The sequence below is a fragment of the Nonomuraea sp. NPDC050227 genome, assembly GCF_044459705.1.
Classification (GTDB): domain Bacteria; phylum Actinomycetota; class Actinomycetes; order Streptosporangiales; family Streptosporangiaceae; genus Nonomuraea.
Genome location: NZ_JBITJF010000006.1, coordinates 359,478 through 382,102, shown reverse-complemented (window position 1 = coordinate 382,102; position 22,625 = coordinate 359,478). Strand labels below are relative to the sequence as shown.

Sequence of the window (22,625 nt, the reverse complement as noted above, 5' to 3'; positions counted from 1 at the left end):
CGGATCTCAGCGCGTGGGCGGCGGGTGTCAGTCCTGGGTGGAGGAGTGCTGGGTGACGCCGGCCGGGGCGCCGGTGAGGTGCTCGTACGTGCCGCTGACGTCCAGCAGCCGTTCCAGCACCCGCGGGCGCTGCTCCAGGTGCAGCCGGGTGCCGGCCGTCACGGCGTGCTGGTGGATCATCAGCAGCGCCGACAGGCCGCTGGAGTCGCAGAAGTGCAGGCCGTCGAAGTCGAGGTGCAGGTCGGTCAGACCGCCGTCGGCGAGCGCGGCGAGGGCTGTGGTCAGGAGCTCTCGCGCCGTGTTGTAGTCCAGGTCGCCGGTGACGGCGACGCGCAGCACACCCGGGCGGGGCGTGGCCTGGACGAGGGTCAGCGGGTCGGGGGCGAAGGCGGTCATGCGATCTTTCCGTGGCCGGGGAGCGGGGTTACGTCGGGCGGGGAGGCCGCGGCGCGCACGGCGTCGCGCCCGTGGGTGATCAGGGCCGAGGCGCGCGGGAAGTCCTCCAGCCGCCTGCCCAGCAGGTCGAGCGCCGGCATCAGCGTACCCGCCGGGACGCCCCGAGCGGTCAGGACGCCGGCCGTCCAGGTGAGGAACCGGGTGAACAGCCCGGGGTCGTCCACGTAGAGCGCGGTGGCCAGGAAGTCGACGATGTGCAGGATGTCCTCGGCGGTGTGCCTGCGTTGCTGCGGCGTGTAGTCCGCCATCGCCGGGACGCGTTCCTCCAGGCCGCCCATGACGTCCCTGACCAGGCTCCGGGCCGACCGGCTGACCATGGTGTACTCCTGGTCGTCCAGGTGCGGCAGGTCGTCCACGGCCTGGCGGGGGGCGACGGGGCGGGGCAGCGGGCCGGCGGCGAGCCGGTCTGCGGCGGCGGCGCCGTCGGCGGCCCAGGCGTCGGCGCCGAGGAGGCGGGCGTAGAGGCCGTCCGGTCCGAACGCGGCGCCGCCGGCCATCACCGGCGTGCCGGTCGCCTGGCAGGCGGTGATGGCGGCGTGGGCGCCGGGCAGCCGGGTGGGGATGGAGCTGGACAGCGCGACCACGTCGCAGGCCGTGCGGTGCAGGTGGGTGATGAGGTGGGGCGTCGGCACCTGCGCGCCGAGGTAGTCGACCCGCCAGCCGCGCAGCCGCAGCACCTCGGTCAGGATGCGGGCGGGCATGGCGTGCCACTCGCCGTCGATGCAGGCGACGGCGATGCGCCCGAGTGCCGGGCCGTTCGCGGCGGCGGCGCGGGCGGCGGGGTGGTGGGCGAGCGCGGCCAGCACCCGCTCGTTGACGGCGGTGGCGGTGTGCTCCTGCGCCACGGTGATCTGGTTGCTCTCCCACTCCTGGCCGACGCGGGCCTGTACGGGGGCGACCACGTCCAGCAGCAGGGTTTCCAGCGAGATGTCCTGGTCGAGCGCGGCGAGCGCGGCGTCCGTGGCGGCGTACTCGTCGCCCGCGACAGCGGCGTCCCAGAGTTTTTCGCGCCAGGCGGAGAGTCCGTCTGCGTGCGTCATGCGGTGAACCTTCCCCGTCCGTGTCCTCCCACCGCGCTCAGATGTGCCCCGCGCGGCGCGGTGATGGCGATGACGGCCATGTCATCGTGATCGCCACCTCCTACCCACTGGGACGACAACATCTCCACACGTTCCGTGATCGCCTCGGGCGGCATGCCGCCGCACTGCCGCAACTCCTCCTGCAGTCGCTCGTCGCCGAACATCTCGTCGCCGAGCGGGCCGCCCATGGCCTCGGTGATGCCGTCGGTGTAGAGCAGGCAGGTCTCGCCGGGTTCGAGGACCACGGTGTCGGTGACGCTCGTGACGCGTTCGAGCATGCCGATGAGGGTGCCCTTGGTGCTGGCCACGTCGACGCGCCCGTCACCGCGCACGACGAGCGGCGGCGCGTGCCCGGCGCTGGTGACCCGGAGCAGGACGCGGTTGCCGGCCCGCTGGATCGAGGCCAGGACGAGCGTGACGAAGCGGGAGCGGTCGCCGCCCTTGATGAGCACGCCGTTGAGCAGTTCGAGCACGCGCTGGTGGTCGCCGGCCATCGGCAGCAGGGCCTGCAGGGTGTGCCGGATCTTGCCGGTGAGCACGGCGGCCTCCAGGCCCTTGCCGGCCACGTCGCCGAGCACCACCAGCGACTCCTGGCCGGCCTCGGCGGGCGGGTGGAGGTCGTAGAAGTCGCCGCCGACGCGGGCGGTGTGCTCCGAGGGACGGTAGCGGGCGGCGACCTCGACGCCGTGCAGGCTCCGCGCGCGGGGCGGCAGGAGCTCGCGCATGAGGGTCTCGGTGATGTCGGCCTGCTCGGCGTACAGACGGGCGGCGGACATCGCGGCCCCCGCGCGGGCCGCGAACAGCCGCGCGAAGACCTCCTCGCCGTCGGAGAAGCCGGCCTGGCCGCTGCCGCGCAGCAGCACGAGCGCCCCGGCCGGGACGCCGTGACCGGGCAGCGCGGTCACCACCATCGAGCCGATCTCGTCGAGCCCGTCGCGGGCCAGCCAGCCGGGGGCGGCGGCGGGGTCGATCCAGCGGGAGGGCAGCGGCGGGTAGCCCTGCAGCGCCTCGGCGAGACCCGGCACGGCCTCGGGATCGACGGCCAGCTCCTCGCGGACGACCACGCCGTCCGGCCCGCAGTACGCGATGGGGTGCCGGCGCCGGTAGGGCGGCAGGATGACCAGCGCGGCGTCGGCCAGGTGGCGGGCGGCCAGCCGGGCGGTCACCTCCAGGCAGCGGTCGAGGTTGAGCGAGGACAGCAGCTCGCTGGAGGCCTTGTCGAGGAACGACGTCCGCTCGCGTTCGAGGCGCAGGGCCTCGGTGGCGCGGTCGAGGTCGGTGGTGTCGGCCAGCCACCAGGCGATCGCGTCGCCGTCGCGGACCGGACGCGCCTCGAACGTGGCCGCCCCGATGGAACCGCGCACACCCTCGGGAAGAACGGCGTCGGGAAGAACAGTGTCAGGAAGAACGGTGTCGGAGGGAGTGACGTCAGGGAGAGGGGTTGCGGCGGCGTGGGCGTGGGAGAGCCAGGCGGGAGCGCTGTCCGCCAGCGCCGCGCCGGGGACCGCCCCGGGCAGCAGCCGCAGCGCCGCGTCGTTGGCCTGGGCGATGACACCTGCGATGTCCACCACCAGAACCGGGTAGGGGGCGCCACGCCACACGGCCCCGGTCTCGTCCTGCCCCAGACTGCTCGTCAGACCTCTCAAAACAACGAGCCCGCCGCGACGGGCCCTGCCTCCCTGAATCATGGTTGCTTGTGCACCTTCTTCTCTCCACTGTAGCCGAGGCTCGCCCACCGCCCCAGCCGCGGACGGCCCGGCCGAGCGCCCCCGACCGGCCGTCTCCAGCGGTTTCCAGTCGTTTCCAAGGAGCCGCGGCCAGGGTCTGACCGGTCAGCAGAACGCACTCGGCGGACGGGGAGAAGATGGGCGAGACGAGGACCCGGTCGGTTCTGGGCAGGACGGGGGCGACGCTCGTCCTGGCGGCGGTGCTCGGGTGCGCGCCGGGCCCCGCCGACGCGGCGGACGCGACCGTCGGCGCGGCGGCGTACGTGGTGCGCGGCAAGGTGGTGAACTCGGCCGGGCGGCCGGTGGAGGGCGCCAAGGTCGTGGTGAAGGACCGGCGTTACTACAACAGCGACATCGTGCTGCACAGCGACGGCAACGGCCTCTACCGCGCGCAACTGCCGCGCGAGCCGTCGTCCTGGCTGGTCAGCGCCTCGGTGACGCGGCAGTTCCACGGCCGGCAGTACACCTTCGACCTGGAGCCGTCCTCGACCGGTTCCGTCCGGGCGAGCGCCGGCGGGGTGCGGAACTTCACCTGGCGCGTCACCGGCAGGCGGCCCGGCGCCGACGGCCGCTACTACGGCGGCCTGGTCGCCACGAACCTCTGGTTCGACAACCTTCCGGAGGACGTCGACCAGCAGAACGTCCGGCTGACGATGACCCCGGTCGGCCCGCTGATCGACGGCAGCGACGGCAAGGTCGTCTCCGGCCGCACGCCGGTCTACACGGACAGCGGCTGGGCGGTGGTCGACGTGCCCCTGGGCCGGTACCGCATCACCGCGACCTACCGCTCGGCCACCGGCGGCAAGGTCTACCCGCTCCAGGTCAAGCTGACCGGCTCCGCCGCCTTCGCCCCGCAGGTCACCGCCGACTTCGAGCAGAGCGGGACCAACCAGCGGATCAGGCTGGAGGTCAGGTTCGGCTGAACCGGCCGAGCAGCGGAGAACCTCGATGAACGCTGAACCGGCCGAGCAGCGGAGAACCTCGATGGACATGGACGACGATCCGGAGCCGGGTGCCGCCGCGACTTCGCGGTCCCGCGCGCGGGTGGCCGCGGGCCTGCTGGTCCTGGCGGCGGTCGCGGTGGCCGGCGCGCTGGTCGGCGGCCTCGGGCACTACGTGCTGCTCGACCGGCCGGTCCTGCTGGGGACGCTGGCGGCGAGCCTGGTCGTCGTCTCCGGGGCGCTCGCCTTCGGCGGCGGGCCGCGCGCGCCCGTCGTCGCGCTCGTGATGATCTGGGCGACGGCCGGGCTGGTCGGTCTCGTGACCGGCATGCGGGTGCATGCCAGGATCCCCGGCCCTGACGGCAGCGGGCTGGAGGTGCGGGTGCTGTCCGACGACTGGATCGTCCCGGACTGGAGGCTCGTGGTCCGCAGGAACGACGGCCTGCTGACGCGCGAATGGCCCTTGACGGATCGGTTCACCACCGAGCACGACGACGGCCTGCCCCGGGTGACCTGGCTCGACCCCGCACATGTACGCCTGGACGACCGGGGGAGGCGGGGCCGGCAGACGGTCGTCCTGGACCCCCGTTCCGGACGTCCACTCAAGCCCGGCCGCCCCGGGGGCGGCTGAGGGGCGGACACGACGGGTGGCGCACCGGTATAATGATCATGCATCCCGGCGGGCAGGCGCCCCCGGGATCTTGCTTTTCATGCCCTCCACACCTCATCGCACGCTGTTCGCCGCGGCCGTCCCGCTCTTCCTGTCCATGAGCGCCGGGATCGTCGCCCAGCTCGTCACCACCTCCCTCCTCGGCCGCCAGGCCACGGCCCAACTGGCGGCCTTCGCGCTGGTCAACGCCGTGCTCACCCCCGTGACGGCCGCGGTGTCGGGTGGCCTGCGGGGGATGGCGCCATTCGTCGCCGCCTGCCGGGATCGTCCGACGGAGGCGCTGCTCGTCCTGAAGGACGCCCGGTGGCTCACCGCCGGTCTCGGCACGGCCGGCGCGGGGGTCATGCTCGGCGTCCCGGTGATCGCGCGGATCGGCGGGGCGCCCGGCGAGGTGGTGGCCGAGTTCGGGGCGTTGCCGCCGCTGCTGGCGCTCCAGGTGCTGCTGTACTCGGCGGGCAGCGGCGCCGGCGGCGTGCTGGTCGCGCTCGGGCGCGGCCGCCTGGTGCTCTGGGCCGGCCTGTCGAGCACGGCCACCGGGGTGGTGCTGCATCTCGTCCTGGTGCCGCGGATGGGCGTTCAGGGCAGCGGGGTGGCGCTGGTGGCGTCCACCGCCGTGGCCGTCGCCGTGTCCAACACGCTGCTGCTGCGCCTGCCCGAGCTGGCCGGGCGGTCGTCGTGGCCGGGCCGCCCGCGGTGGCGGGAGATCCTGCGGATGGCGCGGGTGGGCGTCCCGATGTCGGCCACGCTCGTCGTGAAGTTCGCGGTCATGGGCGGGGTGACGTACGCCGCCGCGCGGACCGGGGCACAGGGGGCGGCCGCGCACGCCATCCTGCTGTCGCTGCACGGATTCCTCGGGCTGGCCGCCGTCGCGGTCGCGCAGGCCGCGACGCCGGAGATCGCCAGGGCGGCCCTGCCGGGCGAGGCCCGCCGGCTGAACCGGGCGGCCCTGACGATCGCCGCCGCCGGAGTGCTGGCCGGCGGGCTGGTGCTGGTCCTGCTGGGGGAGGCGGTGCTCGGGCTGTTCACCTCGGACGCCGCCGTGCTCGCCGTCGCCGTCGGCCTGGTGCCGTTGTCGGTGGTGCACGCCCTGGCCGACCACTGCGCGATCGTGATGTCGGCCGGGCTGACGGCGCTCAGGCGGTCGTCCTGGACGCTGGGGTCGGCGGTCCTGGGGAATGGCCTGCTGGCGTCCGTGGCGGGTCCGGCGGCGGGGGCGTGGGGGCTGCGGGGCCTGTGGCTGGCGTTGATCGCCGGTTCGCTGCTCGTCCTCGTGACGCAGACGGCCGGTTTCCTGCGCTTCAGCCCGCGCTAGAAGGGGTTCAGCGCGTGCCAGAAGGGGGGAGGGGGCTCCGGCGGGCGGAGCCCCCTCGCGTCAGGTGCGGTCCTGGGTCAGGACGCTGGACAGGAACGCCCTGGTCCGCTCGTGTCCCGGGTTGGCCAGCAGCTCGGCCGGGGGGCCGCTCTCGACCACGACCCCGTCGGCGAAGAAGGCCAGCCGGTCGCCGACCTCCCTGGCGAAGGCGATCTCGTGGGTGACCACGACCATCGTCATGCCGTCGGCGGCCAGGCCGCGCATGACCTCCAGCACCTCGTCCACCAGCTCGGGGTCGAGCGCGGAGGTGGGCTCGTCGAACAGCATCAGCTCCGGGCTCATCGCCAGCGCCCTGGCGATGGCGACCCGCTGCTGCTGGCCGCCGGAGAGCTGGTGGGGCCGCTTGTGCGCGTGCGCGGCCAGGCCGACGCGCTCCAGGTGCTCCATCGCGGTCGCCCTGGCCCGCTCCGCCGAGACCCCGAGGACGTGGACGGGGGCGCAGGCCACGTTCTCCAGGGCGCTCTGGTGGGCGAACAGGTTGAACCGCTGGAACACCATGCCGATCCGGCGGCGGAAGACGGCGAACTCCTTGGGCGTCCACGGCCGGTAGCGGCCCTCGCGCAGGCTGTGCCCGACCTCCTCGCCGAGCACCCGCAGGCTGCCGCCGAGCACCGGCTCCAGCCCGTTGACGCAGCGCAGGAAGGTCGACTTGCCCGATCCGGACGGCCCGATCACGCAGCTCACCTCGCCCGGCGCGACGGTGAAGTCGACGCCGTTGAGCACCTGCGTGTCGCCGAAGCCCATGCGCACGCCCGTGGCGTGCACGACGGGGCTCACGCCGCCGCCTTCGGCAGGATCCGGGCCGCCAGGCCGCCGCCGCGGACCAGCCGTACGGCCTCGGAGCCGAACCGGCGTTCCAGGCGGCCCTGGAGGAAGGTCGCGACGGCGGTCATCAGCATGTACCACAGGCTCGCCACGATGAGCAGCTCCATGATCAGGTTGTTGGCCTTGTAGATCTGGCTGGCGTTGGTCATCAGGTCGTGCCCGGCCACCACGTAGACCAGCGAGGTGGTCTTCAGCATGGAGATGAACTCGTTGCCGGTGGGCGGGATGATGATCCGCAGCGCCTGCGGCAGCACGATCACGCGCATGCGCTTGGCCGGGGTCATGCCCAGCGCGTACGCGGCCTCGGTCTGGCCGTGGTCGACGGCCTGGATCCCGGCCCGCACGGTCTCGGCGAAGTACGCCGCCAGGTTCAGCCCGAGCCCCAGCATGGCCGAGGTGAACCCGGTCATCACCTCGTTGGTGTCCCACTTGACGCCGATCATGGTGAACGGCACCTTGAGCACCAGCTCGGGGAACAGGAACGCCAGGTTGTACCAGAAGATGAGCTGCACCAGCACCGGCGTGCCGCGGAAGAACCAGATGTAGAGCGTGGCCAGCCCGCTGAGCACCGGGTTGTGCGACAGCCGCATGATCGCCACGGCGACGCCGAGCACCAGCCCCAGCACGGTCGCCAGCACCGAGATCTCGATGGTGACCCAGACCCCGGCCAGGATGCGGTCGTTGAACAGGTATTCGGCGACCTTGCCCCAGTCGAGGCGCGGGTTCACCACGACCAGGTAGACCAGCCAGCCGGCGATCGCGGTCACGACGGCCGCGGCCAGCAGGCGGCCCCAGTGGCGCGTCCTGGCGACCGGGACGTGCTCCCCGGACGGCCCGGTGAAGGGTTCCGTGCGCATGGTCACTTACCGCCGTTGACGACAGCGGACTGGACGGCCAGCTTGTCCAGGTTCCACGCCTTCAGCAGCTTGGCGTACTCGCCGCCGGTGATGAGGGAGTCGAGCGCGCCCTTCACCGCGTCGACGAGCTCCTTGTCGTCGGGCTTCATGCCGATGCCCCACGGGCTCTCGGTGCCCTCCAGGGCCATCGCCTCGACCTCCAGTTTGGAGTCGGCGGCCTTGCTGGCGGCCACCACGTAGTCGGTGATGGTGGCCTGCGCCCGCCCGCCGGTGACCTGGATCAGGGCCTCCTGGTCGCCGGGGAACTTCAGGATGTTCACGGCCGTCTTGCCGGCCTTCTTGCAGTCGGCGTCGTACCCCTCGGCCAGCTCCATGGACGAGCCGTTGTCGACGACGGACACCGTCTTGCCGCACAGGTCGGCCGGGCCGCCGATCTTGGCCGGGTTGCCCTTCTTGACCAGCAGACCGGCGCCGGCCTGCACGTAGTCCACGAACGTGACCTGCTTCTGCCGGTCCGGCGTGTCGCTCATCGAGGAGATGACGAAGTCGTAACGGCCGGTGAGCACGCCGGGGATCTGGGAGTTGAACTCCTCGTCGGAGATGGTCACCTTGGCGCCGAGCTTCCTGGCGATGGCCCTGGCCAGCGCCGGGTCGAAGCCGATCGCCGTCTTGCCGTCGCTCGCGTACAGCTCCATGGGCGGGTAGCCGACGGACGTGACGACCTTCAGGCCCTGCGTCTTCAGGCGGGCGGGCGCCTTGGCGGCGAGAGCCTGGTCCGGGGTGATGGCGTTGATCACGTCGGCCGCCTTCTCCTCGGTGGGGGCCTGGTCGAGCGTGACCGCCGCCGCGCCGCCGTCCGCGGGGGCCGCGGCGTCGCCGCCGCCGTCCAGGGACTGGGCGCCGCAGGCGGTGGTGGCGGCCAGCAGCGCGCCGGCGGCGAGGGCGGAGAGAGTGCGGATGTTCACGAGGGGGTGCTCCTTCAGGATCGCTGCCAGCGGACTTCGCCGCCGACGACGGTGGTGAGGACCTGGGTGCGCAGCACCGCCTCCGGCGGCTCCAGGTACGGGTCGGTGTCCACGGCGATGAAGTCGGCGAGCATGCCGGGCGCGAGCACGCCCTTGCGGTCCTGCTCGCCGGCCGCGTACGCGGCGCCGAGGGTGTGCGCGGTGATCGCCTCGGCCATGCTCAGCCGCTGCTCGGGCTGCCAGCCGCCGACGGGCGTGCCGTCCTGCCGGGTACGGGTGACCGCGGCGTACAGCGCGGCCCACGGGTCGGGGCTCTCCACCGGCGCGTCGGAGCCGAAGGCCAGCGCGACCCCGGCGTTGAGCATGCCTCGCCAGGCGTAGGAGGCCAGGTCGTGGCCGGCGAGCAGCGAGTCCACCAGGGCGATGTCGGTGGTGCAGTGCACCGGCTGCATCGAGGCGACGACGCCCAGCCTGGCCATCCTGGTCAGGTCCTGGGGGCGCAGGTGCTGGGCGTGCTCGATGCGGTGCCGCAGGCCGGCGGTGGTCCCGATCGCCTCGTAGGCGTCGAGGACCAGCCGGTTGGCGCGGTCGCCGATGGCGTGCGTGGCGACCGCGATGCCGGCCGCCGCCGCCTTGCTGAAGATCCGTACGAGGTCTTCGTACGGGGTGACCGCGATGCCGGTGTTGTCGTGCTCACCGGCGAACGCCTGGTGCATGTGGCAGGTGTGCGAGCCGAGCGCGCCGTCGCTGAACACCTTGACCGGCCCGGTGCGGACCCAGTCGTCGCCCTGGCCGGTACGGCGGCCCTCGGCGATGGCGGCCTCCAGGGCGACCGTGGGGATCGCCTTGTGCACGCGGATCTTCAGCTCGCCGGCGTCGCGCAGCTCCAGGTAGGCGGCCCGGCAGTCCTCGCCGTCGATGTCGTGCACGCTGGTCAGCCCGAACGACAGCAGCTCCTCCTGGCCGGCGCGCAGCAGGTCGCGCAGGTCGCCGGAGACCATGAGGGCGCGCAGCGGGTAGGAGGCGGACTCGCGCAGGATGCCGGTGGGCTCCCCGTACGCGTCCCTGACGATCTCGCCGCCGACCGGGTCGGGGGTGGAGGCGTCGATCCCGGCCATCCGCAGGGCGGCGGAGTTGGCCCAGACGGTGTGGCCGTCGACGTTGGGCAGCGCCACCGGCAGGTCGGGGCAGACCGAGTCGAGGGCCTTGCGGTCGGGCTGGACCGGCGGGTTCCAGATGTTGCTGTTCCACCGGCCGCCGAACAGCCAGGCGCCCGGTCGCAGGGTCGCCGCGTGCGCGGCCACCTTGGCCAGGGCCTCGTCCAGGGAGCGCACGTCGCGCAGGTCGACCGCGCCGAGGCTCTGGGCGTACTGGGCCGTGTGGATGTGGGCGTCGTACAGGCCGGGCAGCACGGCGGCGCCGTCGAGGTCCACCAGCTCGGCTCCCGGGCCCGCCGCCGCGCGCACGTCGGCCTCGGTTCCGACGGCGACGATCAGCTCGCCGTCCACGGCCATGGCCTGGGCGGCGGGGGCGCCGTTGGTGCCGGTGCGAATGGTGGCGTTGCGGTATACGCGCATGTCATGGATCTCTCAGGGGTTTCGGGTGGGGTGGTGCGGCTCACTGTAGAAGTGGTGGAAAGAAGTAGGAAGCGATATAAACACGACATTTAGCAGCGCTGAGGGCAAGGAACGCTTATGCTCAAGCCAGAACATCTGCGCACACTGCGTGAGGTCGTGCGGCTGGGGTCGTTCGCGGCGGCGGCGAACCGGCTCGGTTACACCTCCTCGGCCGTCTCCCAGCAGATGGCCGCGCTGGAACGGGAGACCGGCGTGCGGCTGTTCGACCGCTTCGCCCACAGCGTGCTGCCGACCAGCGCGGCGGAGGTGCTGGCCAGGCAGGCCGAGACCGTGCTGGCCGACATCGAGCGCATGGTGGCCACCGTCCAGGCGGTGCACCGCAACAGCGAGCCGCAGATCCGGCTCGGGCTGTTCCCCAGCTTCACCGGCGTGCTGGCCGACGTCATGCGGCGGATGGAGCCGGAGGACCGGGCCGGGATCCGGCTGTCGGTCGCCGAGTCGTCGCAGCTCATCGCCCGTCTGGGCAGCGGCGGCGAGATGGACGCCGCGGTGGTCTACCAGGTCGGCAACACCGGGCTGTCGTGGCCGTCGGTGCTGACCAGGCGGTGGATCGCCGAGGACCGGTACCGGCTCGTCCTGCCCAGGCTCTGGCCGGACCTGTCGCCGTACCGGGCCGAGCAGCTCGTGGACCTGCCGTGGATCATGCACCATCCGGCCAGCAGCGACGCCACCCTGTTCGAGGCCCTGTTCGCCCACTGGAGCCTGCACCCGCGGGTGGTCTGCCACTCCGACGACTTCAAGATCACCCTGTCGCTGATCGGCGCCGGCGTCGGCGCCGCCCTCATCCCCGACCTCGCACTGCGCGGCCACGGCGAGGACGTCGTGGTGGTCGACGTGCCGTGGCTCAACATCAGCCGCAGCATCTTCACGCTGGTCCACCCCGATCGCGAGACCGCCCGCCTGCAGTGGCTGCTGGACGAGCTGACCGTCTGAACCGCCTCTCGACGCGGCCGGGGCCCATCTGCCAGCATGTGCCGGATCATCCCCCCGGGCCGCGGCCACCTGGCGTCGCCGTGCCCGCGCAAGGCTAAGGAGATCTTCCACCGTGGAACGCGAGGCGGCGATCGCCCAGTCCGCCGAGGCCATCCGCCTCCACAGCGGGCACCACATCCTCATCGAGGCCGGCCCCGAGCCCGTCCTCGACCGCCTCGGGCGCGACGACCGCCGCACGCCGGACGGCCCCCTGCGGAACTGGACGTACGTCGTCAAGGACATGATCGACGTGGCCGGCCTGCCCACCACCCGCGGCTCCGCCCTGTACGGCGCCGAACCGGCCCTGGCCGACGCTCGCTGCGTCGAGCTGCTGGACGCGGCCGGCGCGCTGCTGGTCGGCAAGGCGAACCAGCACGAGTTCGCCTGGGGCGTGACCAGCGAGAACCCGCACTGGGGCGACGTGGGCAACCCGCGCCACCCGCACCTGACCCCCGGCGGTTCGAGCGGCGGCACCGCCGCGGCGCTCGCCGCCGGGATCGCCCGGTTCGGGCTCGGCACCGACACCGGCGGCTCGGTGCGCATGCCCGCGGCCTGCTGCGGCGTGGTGGGCCTGCGTCCGCGCTCGGGGGCCGTGCCCGCCGCCGGGGTGGCGCCGCTCGCGCCGTCCTTCGACGTGGTCGGCCCGATGGCCGCCTCGGTCGCCGACTGCGCCCGCGTCTGGCAGGCGCTGACCGGCGAGGCCGTCGAGCCGCCCGACTCGCTGGCCGGGCTGGTCGTGGGCGTCGCGGAGGGCTGCGACCAGGCCGGGGACTTCGCCGAGCTGGGCGCGCGGCTGCGCGAGGTGGCCCTGCCCGCCGAGGTGCTGGAACCGTACTGGACGATCGTGGGCGCGCAGGCGCGCCGGACGCACGAGGGCACCTTCCCCGAGTGCGCCGCCCGCTACAGCCCCGGGGTACGGGCCAAGCTGGCCGCCGCGGGCGGCGTCGGCCACGAGGAGTACCGGCGGGCCGTCGAGCGGCTGGCAGCGCTGCGGACCGCGTTCGCGGCCGCCGTCGAGGGCATCGACCTGCTGGTCATGCCGACGCTCGGCGCCCCCGCGCCCCGGGTCGGCTGCGACGAGGCCCGGGTGCGCGGCGAGGTCGGCCGGATCACCGCGACGGTGTCGGCGCTCGGCCTGCCCGCCCTGGCCGTCGGCGACCTGCAGCTCGTCGCCGCGAGCGAGGCCGCCGTGCTGCGGGCGGGGATGTGCAGGGAGGCCCGCGGCGGGACGATCCCCGAGCCGCGCTGACCCCCGGGGATCGGCTGGTCAGGCCGCCCGGGGCAGGCTCCACGGATCCACCGGCACCACCTCGGCGCACCGGCCGTACGGGTCGAGCAGCCGCCCGTACAGCTTCGTCTGGCGCAGCACGATCTGCCGGTCGGCCACGGTCACGTGCGGGAAGCGCTCCTCCAGCCGCACCACCAGCGGATGCAGGTCGGCCACGCCGTGCAGGCCCACCGTCAGCAGCATGTTCCGCGGCCCGGCGAGCGCCGCGCAGGTACGCGTCTCCGGCCAGCCGAGCAGCGCCCGGCCGGTCTCCTCCAGCAGCGCGTCGGGCATGCGCAGCCACAGCAGCGCGGCCGAGTGCCAGCCCGCGTGCGAACGTGCCAGGTCGCAGCGGAAGTCGAGGTCGCCGGTGGCCACCAGCCTGGTCAGCCGGCGCTGCACCGTGCGCTCGGACGTGCCCACCGCCCTGGCCAGCTCGGCGTAGGGCGCGCGGCCGTCGGGCAGCAGGGCGGTGAACAGCAGCCGGTCGATCTCGTCCATCTCCCTGGTCGACTCCGGCGCGGCAGGCCGCCTGGCCAGGGCGGCCGCGGTGCGCGGCGGCAGCACCCGCAGCCGCCACCGGCACGACGCCTCGAACACCCGCGTGGCGACGTGCGTGCGGACCTTGGCCACGCCCGGCACCCGGGGCAGCGCGGTGAGCACGTGGTCGGCCAGGGCCGGCATCGACGGGGCCACGGCGATCACGAACAGGTCGTGCCCGGCGGCGACGTGCTGGACGGTGATCAGATGGCGCTCCCGCGCCAACGCCGCCGCCACCTCGGCCGCCGCGCCGGCCGCGCAGTCGATCTCCAGGAACGCCATGCTCAGCGCGTGCATCTGGCGGGGGCCGAGGGCGACCGTGGTCCACGCCTCGCCGGTGCTCGTGAGCCGCTGCCAGCGCCGCGCCGCCGTCACCGGGTCGGCCCCGACGGCCGCCCCCACCTCCACCCAGCTCGCCCGCGGACTGATCTGCAGGGCGTCGATGAGCTCAAGGTCGGACTCGGCCAGCAACGACGGCGGCTGCACGCCGGAATCCTGCACTGATCCTCCCTTGATGTCTGATTGCTGCGTTCCAGCGGTCGGGACACCCTATACCGGGATCCTGGGCCCCGACCGCCGTCAGGCGCAGCCACCGGAAAGGGAGACCCGCGGATGACCTCGCTCGGCCGGGCCAGGATGGTCGGCGTGCTGGGCGGCATGGGCCCGGCCGCCACCGTCGACTTCTACGGCAAGCTCGTGGAGGAGACCGCCGCCACCAGCGACCAGGAGCACGTGCCGGTCGTCATCTGGGGCGACCCCCGCGTCCCCGACCGGTCGACGAGCCTGCTCGGGCAGGGCGAGGACCCGACCCCGCAGTTGCGGCGCGGCATCGGGGCGCTCAGAGGGGCCGGGTGTGAGCTGCTGGCGGTGCCGTGCAACACCGCGCACGCGTTCGTGCCGCGCCTGGCCGAGGAGGCCGGGCTGGAGCTGGTCAGCATCGTCGAGGTCACCGCCGCCGCCCTCGCCGCCGACGGCGTGCGCGCCGCCGGGCTGCTGGCCACCACCGGCACGCTCCGCGCCGACCTGTACGGCCCCGCGCTGCGCCGGCACGGCGTGACCCCGATCGAGCCGGACGAGCCCGGCCAGCGCGAGGTCATGGCCGCCATCGCCGCCGTCAAGGGCGGCCGCGCCGGCCGGGAGCACGCCGACGCGCTGGCCGCGCAGGCCCGCTCGATGGCCGCGCGCGGCGCGCGGCGCGTGGTGGCCGCGTGCACGGAGGTGCTGCTCGCCCTGGACCCGGCCACGGTCCCGGTCCCCGTCGTGGACCCCGCCCGCCTGCTGGCCCGCGAGGTCGTCCGGGTGGCGCTGGCCGCGCGCGGCTGAACCGGACTTCTTTCACTTCCGCCTCTCAAGTCACATCCAAGCCACTTCCAATCTCCGGATGGTGGGCTTGGCGCATGAGCTGAGGACGTGCCCGCACGTCCGCGAGCCGGGGGGCTCGCAGCTCGATGTGAAGGGAGGTTACGACCATGAGCAAGAAGATCGTGAGTCTGGACGATCTGGGTGACGAACTGGCGGTGATCGAGGAGGCCGATCTCGGCCTCGTCGCGGGCGGCATGCGGATGCAGCGCTGCTACGGCACCAACGGGAACCCGCCCACCGACTGGGTCTCCGACTACTGATAGAGACGATTCGCGGTCGCGTGGGAGGGGGGCCCGCTCTCCTCCCGCGCGGCTGGGGGGACACGTGCTACTGATTCTGAGCGAGCCCGGCGACGCGACCGTCGACCTGGTGCTGCCCAAGCTGAAGGCCCGGGGCGCGGACGTCCTGTGGTGGGATCCGGGCGAGTACCCATCCGCCGCCCGGCTGACCGCGCGCTTCGGCGCGGACGGTGAGGAACTGGCCCTGACCAGGGACGGGCAGGTCTTCGACCTCTCCGGCACGACGGCCGTCTGGACCCGGCGCCCCGGACGCCCGCACGCCGCGGACGACGTCACCGCGGACGACCTCCGGGCGCGGGTGGGCGAGCTGTCGGAGTGGTTCACCGACGGCTTCTGGGACCTGCTGGACGCGCGCTGGCTGCCGGCCCGCCAACCGGTGCTGCGCAGGGCGCACAACAAACTGGTCCATCTGGCCCTGGCCCGGCGGCTGGGCTTCGCCGTGCCCCGGACGGTGATCACCAACGACCCGTCCGAGCTGGTGCCCGCCTACGAACACGCGGACGGGCGGCTGATCGCCAAGGCGATGGAGCACACCCTGTTCGAGATCGACGGCGGCGCGCACGCCGTCTACACGACCGTGGTCACCCGGCGGTCGCTCGGCGGCCGGGGGCGGATCGTCCACGAGCCGGTCATCCTCCAGCCGTACGTGCCCAAGGCGGTGGAGCTGCGGGTCACCGTGGTCGGACGGCAGGTGTTCACCGCCGAGATCGCCTCCCAGGACTCGCCGCGCACCCGCGACGACTGGCGTCACTACGACTTCGCCCGCGCCCGCCACAGCGTGCACCGCCTGCCGGACGACGTCGCCCGCCGCTGCGTCGACCTGGTCGCGGCGCTCGGCCTGTCCTTCGGCGCGATCGACCTCATCCTCACCCCCGACGGGGAGTACGTCTTCCTGGAGATCAACCCCAACGGCCAGTGGGCCTGGATCGAAGACCTGACCGGCCTGCCCATCAGCGACGCCGTCGCCGACTGGCTGACCGCCGGAGAAACGGACGCGCAATGACTCAGCTCTCCCTCGGGCCGGCCCTCGAAAGCGGCGTGAACCTGCTGCACGGGCTGACCCGCCGGCGTTCGGCCGTGGAGGAGGCCCGCCGCACCGCCGCCGCCTGGGCCCAGGCGCACCCGCGGCTCGGCGCCCAGCTGGTGACCAGCCCGCGTCCCGGCTCGCCGGTCGTCGACTACGACCTGCTGCTCGACCACCCGTCGGGCGGCACCATCATGCTCGGCGTGCAGGCCGAGGACGGCACGTCCTGGCTGGTCGACCACTCGACCCACTGGGCCGCCGGCTACGTGCTGACCGTGGACGGGACGCACGTGTCGGTGTCCGAGGCCATGCTCATGCTGCGTTCGCTGGCGCGTCCCGGGATGTCGCCGCAGGAGGAGCTGGTCCGGTTCTGCGTGCTGCGCAACGCCGCCCAGCAGGAGGAGGTCGGCCTGGCCGACGTCCAGGCCGCCGCGGACGGGTTCCGCAGGCGGCGCGGCCTGCTCGGCCACGACACCATGATGGAGTGGCTGGACCGGATGGGCATGAGCGCCGAGGCGTTCCACGACCACATGACCATGACCGCCAAGGACCAGCGGTTCCGTGCCCGGAAGCGGGCCGAGCTGGCTCCGGCGTACCTCGACCGCCATCGTGACCGGTTCGCCCAGGTACGGGCGGCCTGGGTGCTGTCGGACGACCCGGTCGAGGTGGCCGAGCTCGACGGGCCGCTCGCCGGCCGCTGGGACCTGCGGCTGACCAGGGCCCGGACGTGGGCGGGCGAGCTGCCCGTACCGCTGCGGGAGGTGCCGGCCGGTGGCGCCGCCGGTCCGGTCCCCTACGAAGAGGGCTTCCTGACCGGCCAGGTCGTCGAACGGCAGGAGGCCGTGGCGGACGCGGCCACGCTGAAGGCCGCCGGCGCGGCCGCCTTCGAGGAGTGGCTGACCGGCGCCGCCCGGGAGGCCGGGGTCACCTGGCACTGGCTCTGACGCGTCCGGCGTCCTCAGCGCCGAACCATTTGGAGTGATTTCTCCGGGCATGTCGGTGCCTTCCGGTACTGTGCCGCAGGTGCGGCGGATGATCACCTCTCGGGGCTTGTGGTGGGCGCTCGCGGCGGCGGCCGTGGCGGTGGCGGCGGTCGTGTTCGTCCGCCGCTCGCGAACGCCGTACCCCGCCCTGCCCGGCGAGCGTCCGGCTCCGGAAGCACGGCCTCCCGAGCGGGACGCGCCGCCGCCGTGGCCGCCCGTCCCGATCCTCGGCACGCCGACGAAGGCGGACATCGAGCGCTACGCCACCAGATCGGGCGGCCTCTTCGACCACCCCGCCGTCGCCGCCTTCCTCGCGGACCGGCAGCCCCTCGACGGCCCCACCCGGCGGCGGCTGAACCGCTGGGCCGCGGTGGCATTGGCGGTCGTCCTGCTGGCCGGGGGCGCGCAGGTCCTGGAGTCGGCGGTGTTCTCCAAGGGAGGAGACACCGCGACCGAGGCCGAGTACCCGCCCTGCGCCCAGGTGTACGCGGACGCCGGCGTCGCCTGCGCCACGGAACCGCGGTGGCAGGTGGATTCCGGCGCGGAGCCGGACCGCGAGTGGTCCCCGGCTCTCGAACCGGCCGACCAGCAGCGCGCCGAGTCCCAGGAACCGCCGCTCGCCCAGGAGGCCGTCGACGCCGACTGCCGTCCGCGGACGGCCAAGCCGCACGTACGCGCGATCAACCCCAAGGTCACCCGCGCGGTCAACCGGCAGTGGCGGCGGATCGAGACCTGGCTCAAGGCCAACGCCCCCAAGAGCTACCGCACGCTCGGCCGGCCGGGAAGGGCGAGGACCATCGCGGTCGCCGAGGCCCAGGCAGGCCTGTCCTTCCCCGACGACCTGCGGGCCTCGCTGCTGCGCCACAACGGCTCCGCCGTCATCGAGGGCACCTGGCCCTTCGGCTTCCTGGACAACGTGAACATGACCATCCGCCAGATCCGCGACCACTGGCGCACCCTGTGCGAGATCGACGCCACCGACGACTCGGACGACCCCCGCACCGAATGGTGGGACGGACGCATGATCCCCGTCGGCTCCGACGGCACGGGCAACAGCCTGGTGGTCGACTCCGTACGCCGTGACGTCGGCAAGACCGAGCACGCGGGCAACATGAGCTTCACCCCCGGCGGGATCCGCATCCGCTCCTACCACGCCCTGCTGAAGGCGACCGCCGACGCCCTGGAGACCGGCGGAACCGTCGGCCACTGGAAGCCCGAGGCGGCCGACGGCCAACTGGAGTGGAACCTCCCCTGACCCACCCGCCGCACCCGTCGACAGCGCCGCGCCCGGGTGTCACGATGCAAGGATGATCGCCCCCCAGGTCATCGCACCCTCCGCGCAGAACGTGGCCAGAAGGCTGGTCCTGGCCGGCGCGGCGGGGATCGTCCTCACCGTCGCCCTCCTCGCATGGGCCGCCCTGACGCCGGACCTCATCCCCTCGTTGGGGGCGCGCTACTGCGGCGAGTACACCGGCTGCGTCGGCTACCTCTTCCTGACCTGGGAGTACGGCCGGTGGGTCGCGCTGGTCGCCGCCTGGCCGTTGCTGCACCTGCTCCGCGTACGCCCGGCGTGGCAGGCCACCCTGATGGCCGCGCTGTACCTGGTGGCCATCTGGCAGGTGGCGCTGCTGCTCATGCCGGCCGACTTCGTCATCGGGTTCTACCTCATCCTCCTCAGCGGCGTGATCGCCTTCCCCGCCGCGGCCTGGACGACCATGCCGCACCTGCCGCGCGCCGTCCGGTTCGTCACCGCCGGCATCGCTCTCGCGGTCTGCGTCGTCACCTGGCCGCTCGTTCAGTGACGCGCAAGCGGGCACGCCGCCCGCTCCTAGTGATCGCCAAGACGTCCCCAAGCGCCTCCTGCGACCGTGAGTGCGCGACATTCACCACGACAAGAGGGAGGACGTTCCCAGATGAACGACTTCGAGACCGGCGCCCGCGAGCTCGACGACAACGAGCTCGCGGCCGTCACCGGCGGCATGTGGGCCAACTACGACTGGATGAACTACGACTGGCGCGACGCCGTCATCGACGCCCTGCCGTAACCGCGCGGCACACCGCCGGGGCCGCCTCACGCAGGGGTGGCCCCGGCCTCGCGCCGGATCAGGGCCGGCCCATCGTGCGGACCACGACGGTCGCGGTCGCCGTGGCCACGACCTCGCCGCCCGGGCCGAGGAGCTCGCCGGCGAGGAAGCAGACGTCTCTGCCGCGCCTGACCACGCGCCCCCGCCCGACGAGCCGCCCGGGCCGCGCCGGACGCAGGAACTGCACATGGAGGTCGAGGGTCGGCGCGAACTGGTCCTCCGGCAGCGTGGCCACCAGCGCGGGACCCAGCGTGTCGTCGAGCATCGCGGCCAGGAAGCCGCCCTGGACCACGCCGACCGGGTTGGCGAACTGCTCGCCCGCCCGGAACGCCACCTCGATCGTGCCCGCCTCCGGATCGACCTCGACGAGCTCCCAGCCGAGCAGCGCCGCCGCCGGCGGCGGCGGAACCCTGCCGGCGACCATGTCCCAGAACATCCCGCGTCTGTCCGCGTGCGTGGTCATGCCCGCCATTCAACAGCCCGCCACCGACAGTCCGGCGGCCATGGGCTAGGCCTAGGGCTAGGCCCCCAGCTCGGCGAGGAACCCGGCGACCGGGCCCAGCGTGATCAGGCCGCTGCCCGCTCCGGCCAGCTCCGCCGCGGCGGGGGCGAGCGCCCGGCGGGCGCGGTCCGCCGCCCGCCGGTCGCCAACTGCGACGGCGGCCCTCGCGACCAGGCACCACATGGCCTCCAGCAGCAGGTCAGGGGGCGGCTCCGGGATCCGGCCGACCGCCTCGGCGGCCTGCGCGCCCCGCCCCTCCGCCAGCAGGACGAGCGGCCGCACCCACGGCTCGTACGGCCCCCACTCCACGTCGCCCCGATCGGCCTCGCCCAGGACCGGCAGGCCGTGCCGCACCCGTACGGACAGCAGCGCGAGCGGCAGCAGCCCCCGCGCCAACCCCGGCATGCCGACGTCGTCCAGCCGGGCCGCGGCCGCCCGGTAGGCCGCCTCCTCCTCGGCCGCCGGCACCCGCCCGCCGGCTGCCTTCCGCAACACCCGGTACCAGTCGGTGAACACGCTGACCAGCGGTAGCTCGTTCCGTTCCGCCAGCAGGTCGGCGGCGGCCGCGTGCCGGTCGGCGGCGCCGAAGTCGCCGAGCGCCCCCAGCGCCTGCACGCGCACGAGATGCCCCAGCACCTCGTACGTGACCAGCCCGTGCCGCGACGACAACGCGACCAGCTCGGCCCCGATCCCGTCCCGGTAGGAGGCCAGCCCCGCCCGCTGGAACGCCTGCATGAACACCCCGTTGAGGGCGAACGCCAGCAGCGCCGGGTCGTCGAGGTGGCGGGCGATGCGCTCGGCCTCGGCGGCGGCCAGCGGGCCGCGGGCCGACCGGACGCCGCGCGACTCGACGGCGATCGTGGCCAGCAGCCGCGCCCGCGCCGCCGCGGACGCGCCGGGCGGCAGGCCGCCCAGGGCCCGTTCCGCCGCGGCGACGACCTGGGCCGCCTGCCCGGGGTCGTCCGACCGGGTCCAGACCGCCGGGACGTCGTAGGCGCCGATCACCCGGGCGGTCAGCTCCGGGTCGCCCAGCTCCTCGGCCGCCGCGATGGCCGCCGTACGGTGGCCGCGCGCCGCCTCCAGGCCGCCGCCCCCGGTCACCGCGAGGTTGCGCAGCAGGCCGACCGTCGACTCCAGCCGCGCCCGGGCCCCGGCCCCCACCGTGCGGTCGTACGCCTCGGCCGCCTGCGCCCACACCCGGGCCGTGGCGTCGGCGGGGGCGGCCAGGCCGCGGTCCTGGTGCAGGATGTCCGACTCCAGGCGGCGCAGCCGGGGCCCGGGGTCCACGCCGAGGTGCTCGGCCAGCAGCGTGCGCGCCCGGCGCAGCACCGCCAGCGCGTCCCCCTGACGTCCGGTGCGGTAGAGGGCGAGGGCGAGCAGCCGCCAGGCGTCCTCCCGCCAGGGGTGCTCGGCGACGTGCGAGTCCAGGTCGGCGACGGCTTCGGCGGCCCGGCCGAGCGCCAGTTGCGCCTCGGCCCGGCGTTCGACGGCGTGCAGCCGCAGCTCGGTCAGGCGGGCACGTTCGGCGCGCGCCCAGTGCTCGTCGGCGAACTCGGCGTAGGCCGGGCCGCGCCACCAGCCGAGCGCCTCCGTCAGCCGGGCCGGTTCCGGCGGGCCGGCGGTCACGGCCTGTTCGAAGCGCCAGGCGTCGACGGCGTCGGGCGCGGCGCGCAGGGCGTACCCCGGCCCCTCGGTGACCAGCAGCCGGGCGGGGGCGCGCGGCGGGCGCGCGGGCTCCAGCGCCCGGCGCAGGGCGGCCACGAACGTGCGCACCGCGCCCACCGCGTCCGGCGGCGGATCGTCCCACAGGTCCGCCACCAGCCGCGTCACCGGGACGACCCGGCGCCGGGCGACGATCAGACGGGCCAGCACGGCGCGGTGCCGCGGCCCCTTCAGCGGGATCGGCTCACCCTCGTCGTCCCAGGCCGCCACCGGCCCCAGCACCCCGAACACGCTCCCCATCCTCCCTTGCTCACCGGATGCTCATCCGCCCCCGGCACGCTGGTAATCGACCCGGTCACCCATCGAAGGAGGGCACCTCATGACCACCATCCCCGGTTTCGAGCACCGCCGCGTCCCCGTCGCCGACGGCGTCACGCTGCACGCGGCCGTCGGGGGCTCGGGCAGCCCGATCGTGCTGCTGCACGGCTTCCCGCAGACCCATCTGATGTGGCGGCACGTCGCCGCCGACCTGGCCGCGGACCACACCGTCATCTGCCCCGACCTGCGCGGTTACGGCGCCAGCGACAAGCCGGCCGAGACCGGCCCGGACGTCTACTCCAAGCGGACCATGGCCGCCGACGTGGTGGCCCTGGCCGCGGCTCTCGGCCACGAGCGCTTCGCCCTGGCCGGGCACGACCGCGGCGCGCTGGTCGCCTTCCGCGCCGGCCTCGACCACCCGGCCGCGATCACCCACCTGGCCTGCCTCGACGTGCTGCCGACCCTCGACATGTGGGACGTCATGCGCGGCGTCACCGCCGCCGTCGGCTTCCACCTCTACCTCATGGCCCAGCCGCCCGGCCTGCCCGAGCAGCTCATCGGCGCCAGCCCGGACGCCTTCTTCGGCCACTTCCTCGACCTGTGGATCAACGACCCGGCGGCCATCCCGGCCGAGGTCCGGGCCGCGTACCTGGACGCCTGCCGGGCCGCCGTGCCGTCGATCGTGGCGGACTGCCGCGCCTCGGCCGGGATCGACGTCGAACACGACCGCGCCGACCTGGCCGCGGGCAACCGGCTGCGCATGCCGGTGACCGTGCTCCAGCAGGACTGGGGCGCTGCCCTCGGTTACGACGCCGCGGCGCTGTGGCGGGCCTGGGCGCCCGACCTGCGGCACGACACGGTCACGTCCGGACATTTCATGGCCGAGGAGTCTCCCGTCGAGATCGCCCGCGCGCTCCGCGAGCTCATGGCCCGGTAGCCGCCCCTCCTGGTCGGGGGCCGTCTCGTAACTTAAAGTAATTGACATGTCACGGTAAGTTATTCGACAATGGCAGCGCCAATGAGGTCGTCCTTCCGGCGGGAAAAGTACGGGCCGGAAAGCCGAGTACGCGACGGAGTAGAGGC

23 protein-coding genes are annotated in these 22,625 nt (G+C 73.9%); 13 read left to right on the top strand and 10 right to left on the bottom strand.

Annotated features, from left to right (window positions below; translation table 11 throughout):
* Positions 1-27: 27 nt before the first annotated feature.
* Genes ACIBK9_RS25285 through ACIBK9_RS25275 form a run of 3 tightly spaced genes read right to left on the bottom strand, consistent with a single transcriptional unit; the run spans position 28 to position 3,103 of the window.
* A complete protein-coding gene (locus ACIBK9_RS25285; protein WP_387652140.1) occupies positions 28-396 on the bottom strand; it encodes an STAS domain-containing protein in 369 nt (122 codons plus the stop codon).
* Entirely contained in the window at positions 393-1,496 is a 1,104-nt protein-coding gene (locus tag ACIBK9_RS25280; RefSeq protein ID WP_397161523.1) for a B12-binding domain-containing protein, read from the bottom strand. The genes ACIBK9_RS25285 and ACIBK9_RS25280 overlap by 4 nt, the downstream gene beginning before the upstream one ends.
* Positions 1,493-3,103 carry a PP2C family protein-serine/threonine phosphatase gene (locus ACIBK9_RS25275; protein ID WP_397161522.1) on the bottom strand — a complete coding sequence of 537 codons (1,611 nt, stop codon included), beginning with the start codon at positions 3,101-3,103 and terminating at the stop codon, positions 1,493-1,495. The genes ACIBK9_RS25280 and ACIBK9_RS25275 overlap by 4 nt, the downstream gene beginning before the upstream one ends.
* A 296-nt stretch (positions 3,104-3,399) precedes the next feature.
* Between ACIBK9_RS25275 and ACIBK9_RS25270 the strand changes: the two genes are divergently transcribed.
* The 3 genes from ACIBK9_RS25270 (at position 3,400) to ACIBK9_RS25260 (ending at position 6,185) form a co-directional block, all read left to right on the top strand.
* The gene (locus tag ACIBK9_RS25270; protein ID WP_397161521.1) at positions 3,400-4,185 is read left to right on the top strand and encodes a hypothetical protein; all 786 of its coding nucleotides are present in this window, start codon (positions 3,400-3,402) and stop codon (positions 4,183-4,185) included.
* A 25-nt stretch (positions 4,186-4,210) separates the two neighbouring features.
* Positions 4,211-4,834 carry a hypothetical protein gene (locus tag ACIBK9_RS25265; RefSeq protein ID WP_397161520.1) on the top strand — a complete coding sequence of 208 codons (624 nt, stop codon included), beginning with the start codon at positions 4,211-4,213 and terminating at the stop codon, positions 4,832-4,834.
* Positions 4,835-4,913: 79 nt separating this feature from the next.
* Positions 4,914-6,185: a hypothetical protein gene (locus ACIBK9_RS25260; RefSeq protein ID WP_397161519.1), complete on the top strand. Its 1,272-nt coding sequence runs from the start codon at positions 4,914-4,916 to the stop codon at positions 6,183-6,185.
* A 60-nt stretch (positions 6,186-6,245) separates the two neighbouring features.
* Here the strand turns inward: ACIBK9_RS25260 and ACIBK9_RS25255 are convergent, their stop codons facing one another.
* From ACIBK9_RS25255 to ACIBK9_RS25240, 4 genes are read right to left on the bottom strand one after another with little or no spacing between them, the layout of a single operon-like run.
* Entirely contained in the window at positions 6,246-6,989 is a 744-nt protein-coding gene (locus tag ACIBK9_RS25255; protein WP_358301108.1) for an amino acid ABC transporter ATP-binding protein, read from the bottom strand.
* A 29-nt stretch (positions 6,990-7,018) separates the two neighbouring features.
* Positions 7,019-7,927, bottom strand: coding sequence for an amino acid ABC transporter permease (locus ACIBK9_RS25250; RefSeq protein ID WP_352322116.1), 909 nt, complete (start codon positions 7,925-7,927; stop codon positions 7,019-7,021).
* A gap of 2 nt (positions 7,928-7,929) precedes the next feature.
* Complete coding sequence (locus tag ACIBK9_RS25245) at positions 7,930-8,892, bottom strand: ABC transporter substrate-binding protein (RefSeq protein WP_397161518.1); 963 nt, start codon at positions 8,890-8,892, stop codon at positions 7,930-7,932.
* Between the two features lie 14 nt (positions 8,893-8,906).
* On the bottom strand, positions 8,907-10,469 hold the full coding sequence (locus ACIBK9_RS25240) for an amidohydrolase (RefSeq protein ID WP_397161517.1): 1,563 nt from the start codon (positions 10,467-10,469) through the stop codon (positions 8,907-8,909).
* Between the two features lie 117 nt (positions 10,470-10,586).
* On the opposite strand from ACIBK9_RS25240, the gene ACIBK9_RS25235 reads away from it, so the two are divergent.
* Both ACIBK9_RS25235 and ACIBK9_RS25230 read left to right on the top strand, forming a co-directional pair.
* Positions 10,587-11,462 (top strand): LysR family transcriptional regulator, encoded by an 876-nt coding sequence (locus ACIBK9_RS25235; protein ID WP_352322122.1) that lies wholly within the window; start codon positions 10,587-10,589, stop codon positions 11,460-11,462.
* 112 nt (positions 11,463-11,574) lie between these two features.
* Complete coding sequence (locus ACIBK9_RS25230) at positions 11,575-12,750, top strand: amidase (protein ID WP_397161516.1); 1,176 nt, start codon at positions 11,575-11,577, stop codon at positions 12,748-12,750.
* Positions 12,751-12,768: 18 nt separating this feature from the next.
* On the opposite strand, the gene ACIBK9_RS25225 is transcribed toward ACIBK9_RS25230, so the two are convergent.
* The gene (locus tag ACIBK9_RS25225; protein ID WP_397161515.1) at positions 12,769-13,809 is read right to left on the bottom strand and encodes an Lrp/AsnC family transcriptional regulator; all 1,041 of its coding nucleotides are present in this window, start codon (positions 13,807-13,809) and stop codon (positions 12,769-12,771) included.
* 111 nt (positions 13,810-13,920) lie between these two features.
* Here ACIBK9_RS25225 and ACIBK9_RS25220 point away from each other — a divergent pair, with 111 nt between their 5' ends.
* The 7 genes from ACIBK9_RS25220 to ACIBK9_RS25190 all read left to right on the top strand — a co-directional run bounded on the left by ACIBK9_RS25220 (position 13,921) and on the right by ACIBK9_RS25190 (position 19,021).
* Positions 13,921-14,631 carry an aspartate/glutamate racemase family protein gene (locus ACIBK9_RS25220; RefSeq protein ID WP_397161514.1) on the top strand — a complete coding sequence of 237 codons (711 nt, stop codon included), beginning with the start codon at positions 13,921-13,923 and terminating at the stop codon, positions 14,629-14,631.
* Positions 14,632-14,777: 146 nt separating this feature from the next.
* Entirely contained in the window at positions 14,778-14,930 is a 153-nt protein-coding gene (locus tag ACIBK9_RS25215; RefSeq protein ID WP_358300966.1) for a hypothetical protein, read from the top strand.
* Positions 14,931-14,994: 64 nt separating this feature from the next.
* The gene (locus ACIBK9_RS25210; protein WP_397161513.1) at positions 14,995-15,972 is read left to right on the top strand and encodes an MvdC/MvdD family ATP grasp protein; all 978 of its coding nucleotides are present in this window, start codon (positions 14,995-14,997) and stop codon (positions 15,970-15,972) included.
* Positions 15,969-16,937, top strand: coding sequence for a TIGR04500 family putative peptide maturation system protein (locus ACIBK9_RS25205; protein ID WP_397161512.1), 969 nt, complete (start codon positions 15,969-15,971; stop codon positions 16,935-16,937). The genes ACIBK9_RS25210 and ACIBK9_RS25205 overlap by 4 nt, the downstream gene beginning before the upstream one ends.
* A gap of 88 nt (positions 16,938-17,025) precedes the next feature.
* Positions 17,026-18,231 (top strand): SMI1/KNR4 family protein, encoded by a 1,206-nt coding sequence (locus ACIBK9_RS25200; RefSeq protein WP_397161510.1) that lies wholly within the window; start codon positions 17,026-17,028, stop codon positions 18,229-18,231.
* Positions 18,232-18,283: 52 nt separating this feature from the next.
* Positions 18,284-18,778 (top strand): hypothetical protein, encoded by a 495-nt coding sequence (locus ACIBK9_RS25195; RefSeq protein WP_397161508.1) that lies wholly within the window; start codon positions 18,284-18,286, stop codon positions 18,776-18,778.
* A 111-nt stretch (positions 18,779-18,889) separates the two neighbouring features.
* Positions 18,890-19,021 carry a bacteriocin gene (locus ACIBK9_RS25190; protein WP_352353089.1) on the top strand — a complete coding sequence of 44 codons (132 nt, stop codon included), beginning with the start codon at positions 18,890-18,892 and terminating at the stop codon, positions 19,019-19,021.
* A gap of 58 nt (positions 19,022-19,079) precedes the next feature.
* Here the strand turns inward: ACIBK9_RS25190 and ACIBK9_RS25185 are convergent, their stop codons facing one another.
* Together ACIBK9_RS25185 and ACIBK9_RS25180 are read right to left on the bottom strand one after the other, a co-directional pair.
* Positions 19,080-19,523: a PaaI family thioesterase gene (locus ACIBK9_RS25185; protein ID WP_387676771.1), complete on the bottom strand. Its 444-nt coding sequence runs from the start codon at positions 19,521-19,523 to the stop codon at positions 19,080-19,082.
* A gap of 57 nt (positions 19,524-19,580) precedes the next feature.
* Positions 19,581-21,524, bottom strand: coding sequence for a BTAD domain-containing putative transcriptional regulator (locus tag ACIBK9_RS25180; protein WP_397161505.1), 1,944 nt, complete (start codon positions 21,522-21,524; stop codon positions 19,581-19,583).
* A gap of 79 nt (positions 21,525-21,603) precedes the next feature.
* Here ACIBK9_RS25180 and ACIBK9_RS25175 point away from each other — a divergent pair, with 79 nt between their 5' ends.
* Positions 21,604-22,479, top strand: a complete 876-nt coding sequence (locus ACIBK9_RS25175; RefSeq protein WP_397161503.1) for an alpha/beta fold hydrolase — start codon at positions 21,604-21,606, stop codon at positions 22,477-22,479.
* Positions 22,480-22,625 lie beyond the last annotated feature (146 nt).

Excerpts from the sequence above, each read along its gene's own strand:
- ACIBK9_RS25285 (WP_387652140.1), bottom strand. The coding sequence starts at position 396 with ATGACCGCCTTCGCCCCCGACCCGCTGACCCTCGTCCAGGCCACGCCC.
- ACIBK9_RS25280 (WP_397161523.1), bottom strand. The coding sequence starts at position 1,496 with ATGACGCACGCAGACGGACTCTCCGCCTGGCGCGAAAAACTCTGGGAC.
- ACIBK9_RS25270 (WP_397161521.1), top strand. The coding sequence starts at position 3,400 with ATGGGCGAGACGAGGACCCGGTCGGTTCTGGGCAGGACGGGGGCGACG.
- ACIBK9_RS25265 (WP_397161520.1), top strand. The coding sequence starts at position 4,211 with ATGAACGCTGAACCGGCCGAGCAGCGGAGAACCTCGATGGACATGGAC.
- ACIBK9_RS25260 (WP_397161519.1), top strand. The coding sequence starts at position 4,914 with ATGCCCTCCACACCTCATCGCACGCTGTTCGCCGCGGCCGTCCCGCTC.
- ACIBK9_RS25255 (WP_358301108.1), bottom strand. The coding sequence starts at position 6,989 with ATGGGCTTCGGCGACACGCAGGTGCTCAACGGCGTCGACTTCACCGTC.
- ACIBK9_RS25250 (WP_352322116.1), bottom strand. The coding sequence starts at position 7,927 with ATGCGCACGGAACCCTTCACCGGGCCGTCCGGGGAGCACGTCCCGGTC.
- ACIBK9_RS25240 (WP_397161517.1), bottom strand. The coding sequence starts at position 10,469 with ATGCGCGTATACCGCAACGCCACCATTCGCACCGGCACCAACGGCGCC.
- ACIBK9_RS25235 (WP_352322122.1), top strand. The coding sequence starts at position 10,587 with ATGCTCAAGCCAGAACATCTGCGCACACTGCGTGAGGTCGTGCGGCTG.
- ACIBK9_RS25220 (WP_397161514.1), top strand. The coding sequence starts at position 13,921 with ATGACCTCGCTCGGCCGGGCCAGGATGGTCGGCGTGCTGGGCGGCATG.
- ACIBK9_RS25215 (WP_358300966.1), top strand. The coding sequence starts at position 14,778 with ATGAGCAAGAAGATCGTGAGTCTGGACGATCTGGGTGACGAACTGGCG.
- ACIBK9_RS25205 (WP_397161512.1), top strand. The coding sequence starts at position 15,969 with ATGACTCAGCTCTCCCTCGGGCCGGCCCTCGAAAGCGGCGTGAACCTG.
- ACIBK9_RS25200 (WP_397161510.1), top strand. The coding sequence starts at position 17,026 with ATGATCACCTCTCGGGGCTTGTGGTGGGCGCTCGCGGCGGCGGCCGTG.
- ACIBK9_RS25195 (WP_397161508.1), top strand. The coding sequence starts at position 18,284 with ATGATCGCCCCCCAGGTCATCGCACCCTCCGCGCAGAACGTGGCCAGA.
- ACIBK9_RS25190 (WP_352353089.1), top strand. The coding sequence starts at position 18,890 with ATGAACGACTTCGAGACCGGCGCCCGCGAGCTCGACGACAACGAGCTC.
- ACIBK9_RS25185 (WP_387676771.1), bottom strand. The coding sequence starts at position 19,523 with ATGACCACGCACGCGGACAGACGCGGGATGTTCTGGGACATGGTCGCC.
- ACIBK9_RS25180 (WP_397161505.1), bottom strand. The coding sequence starts at position 21,524 with ATGGGGAGCGTGTTCGGGGTGCTGGGGCCGGTGGCGGCCTGGGACGAC.
- ACIBK9_RS25175 (WP_397161503.1), top strand. The coding sequence starts at position 21,604 with ATGACCACCATCCCCGGTTTCGAGCACCGCCGCGTCCCCGTCGCCGAC.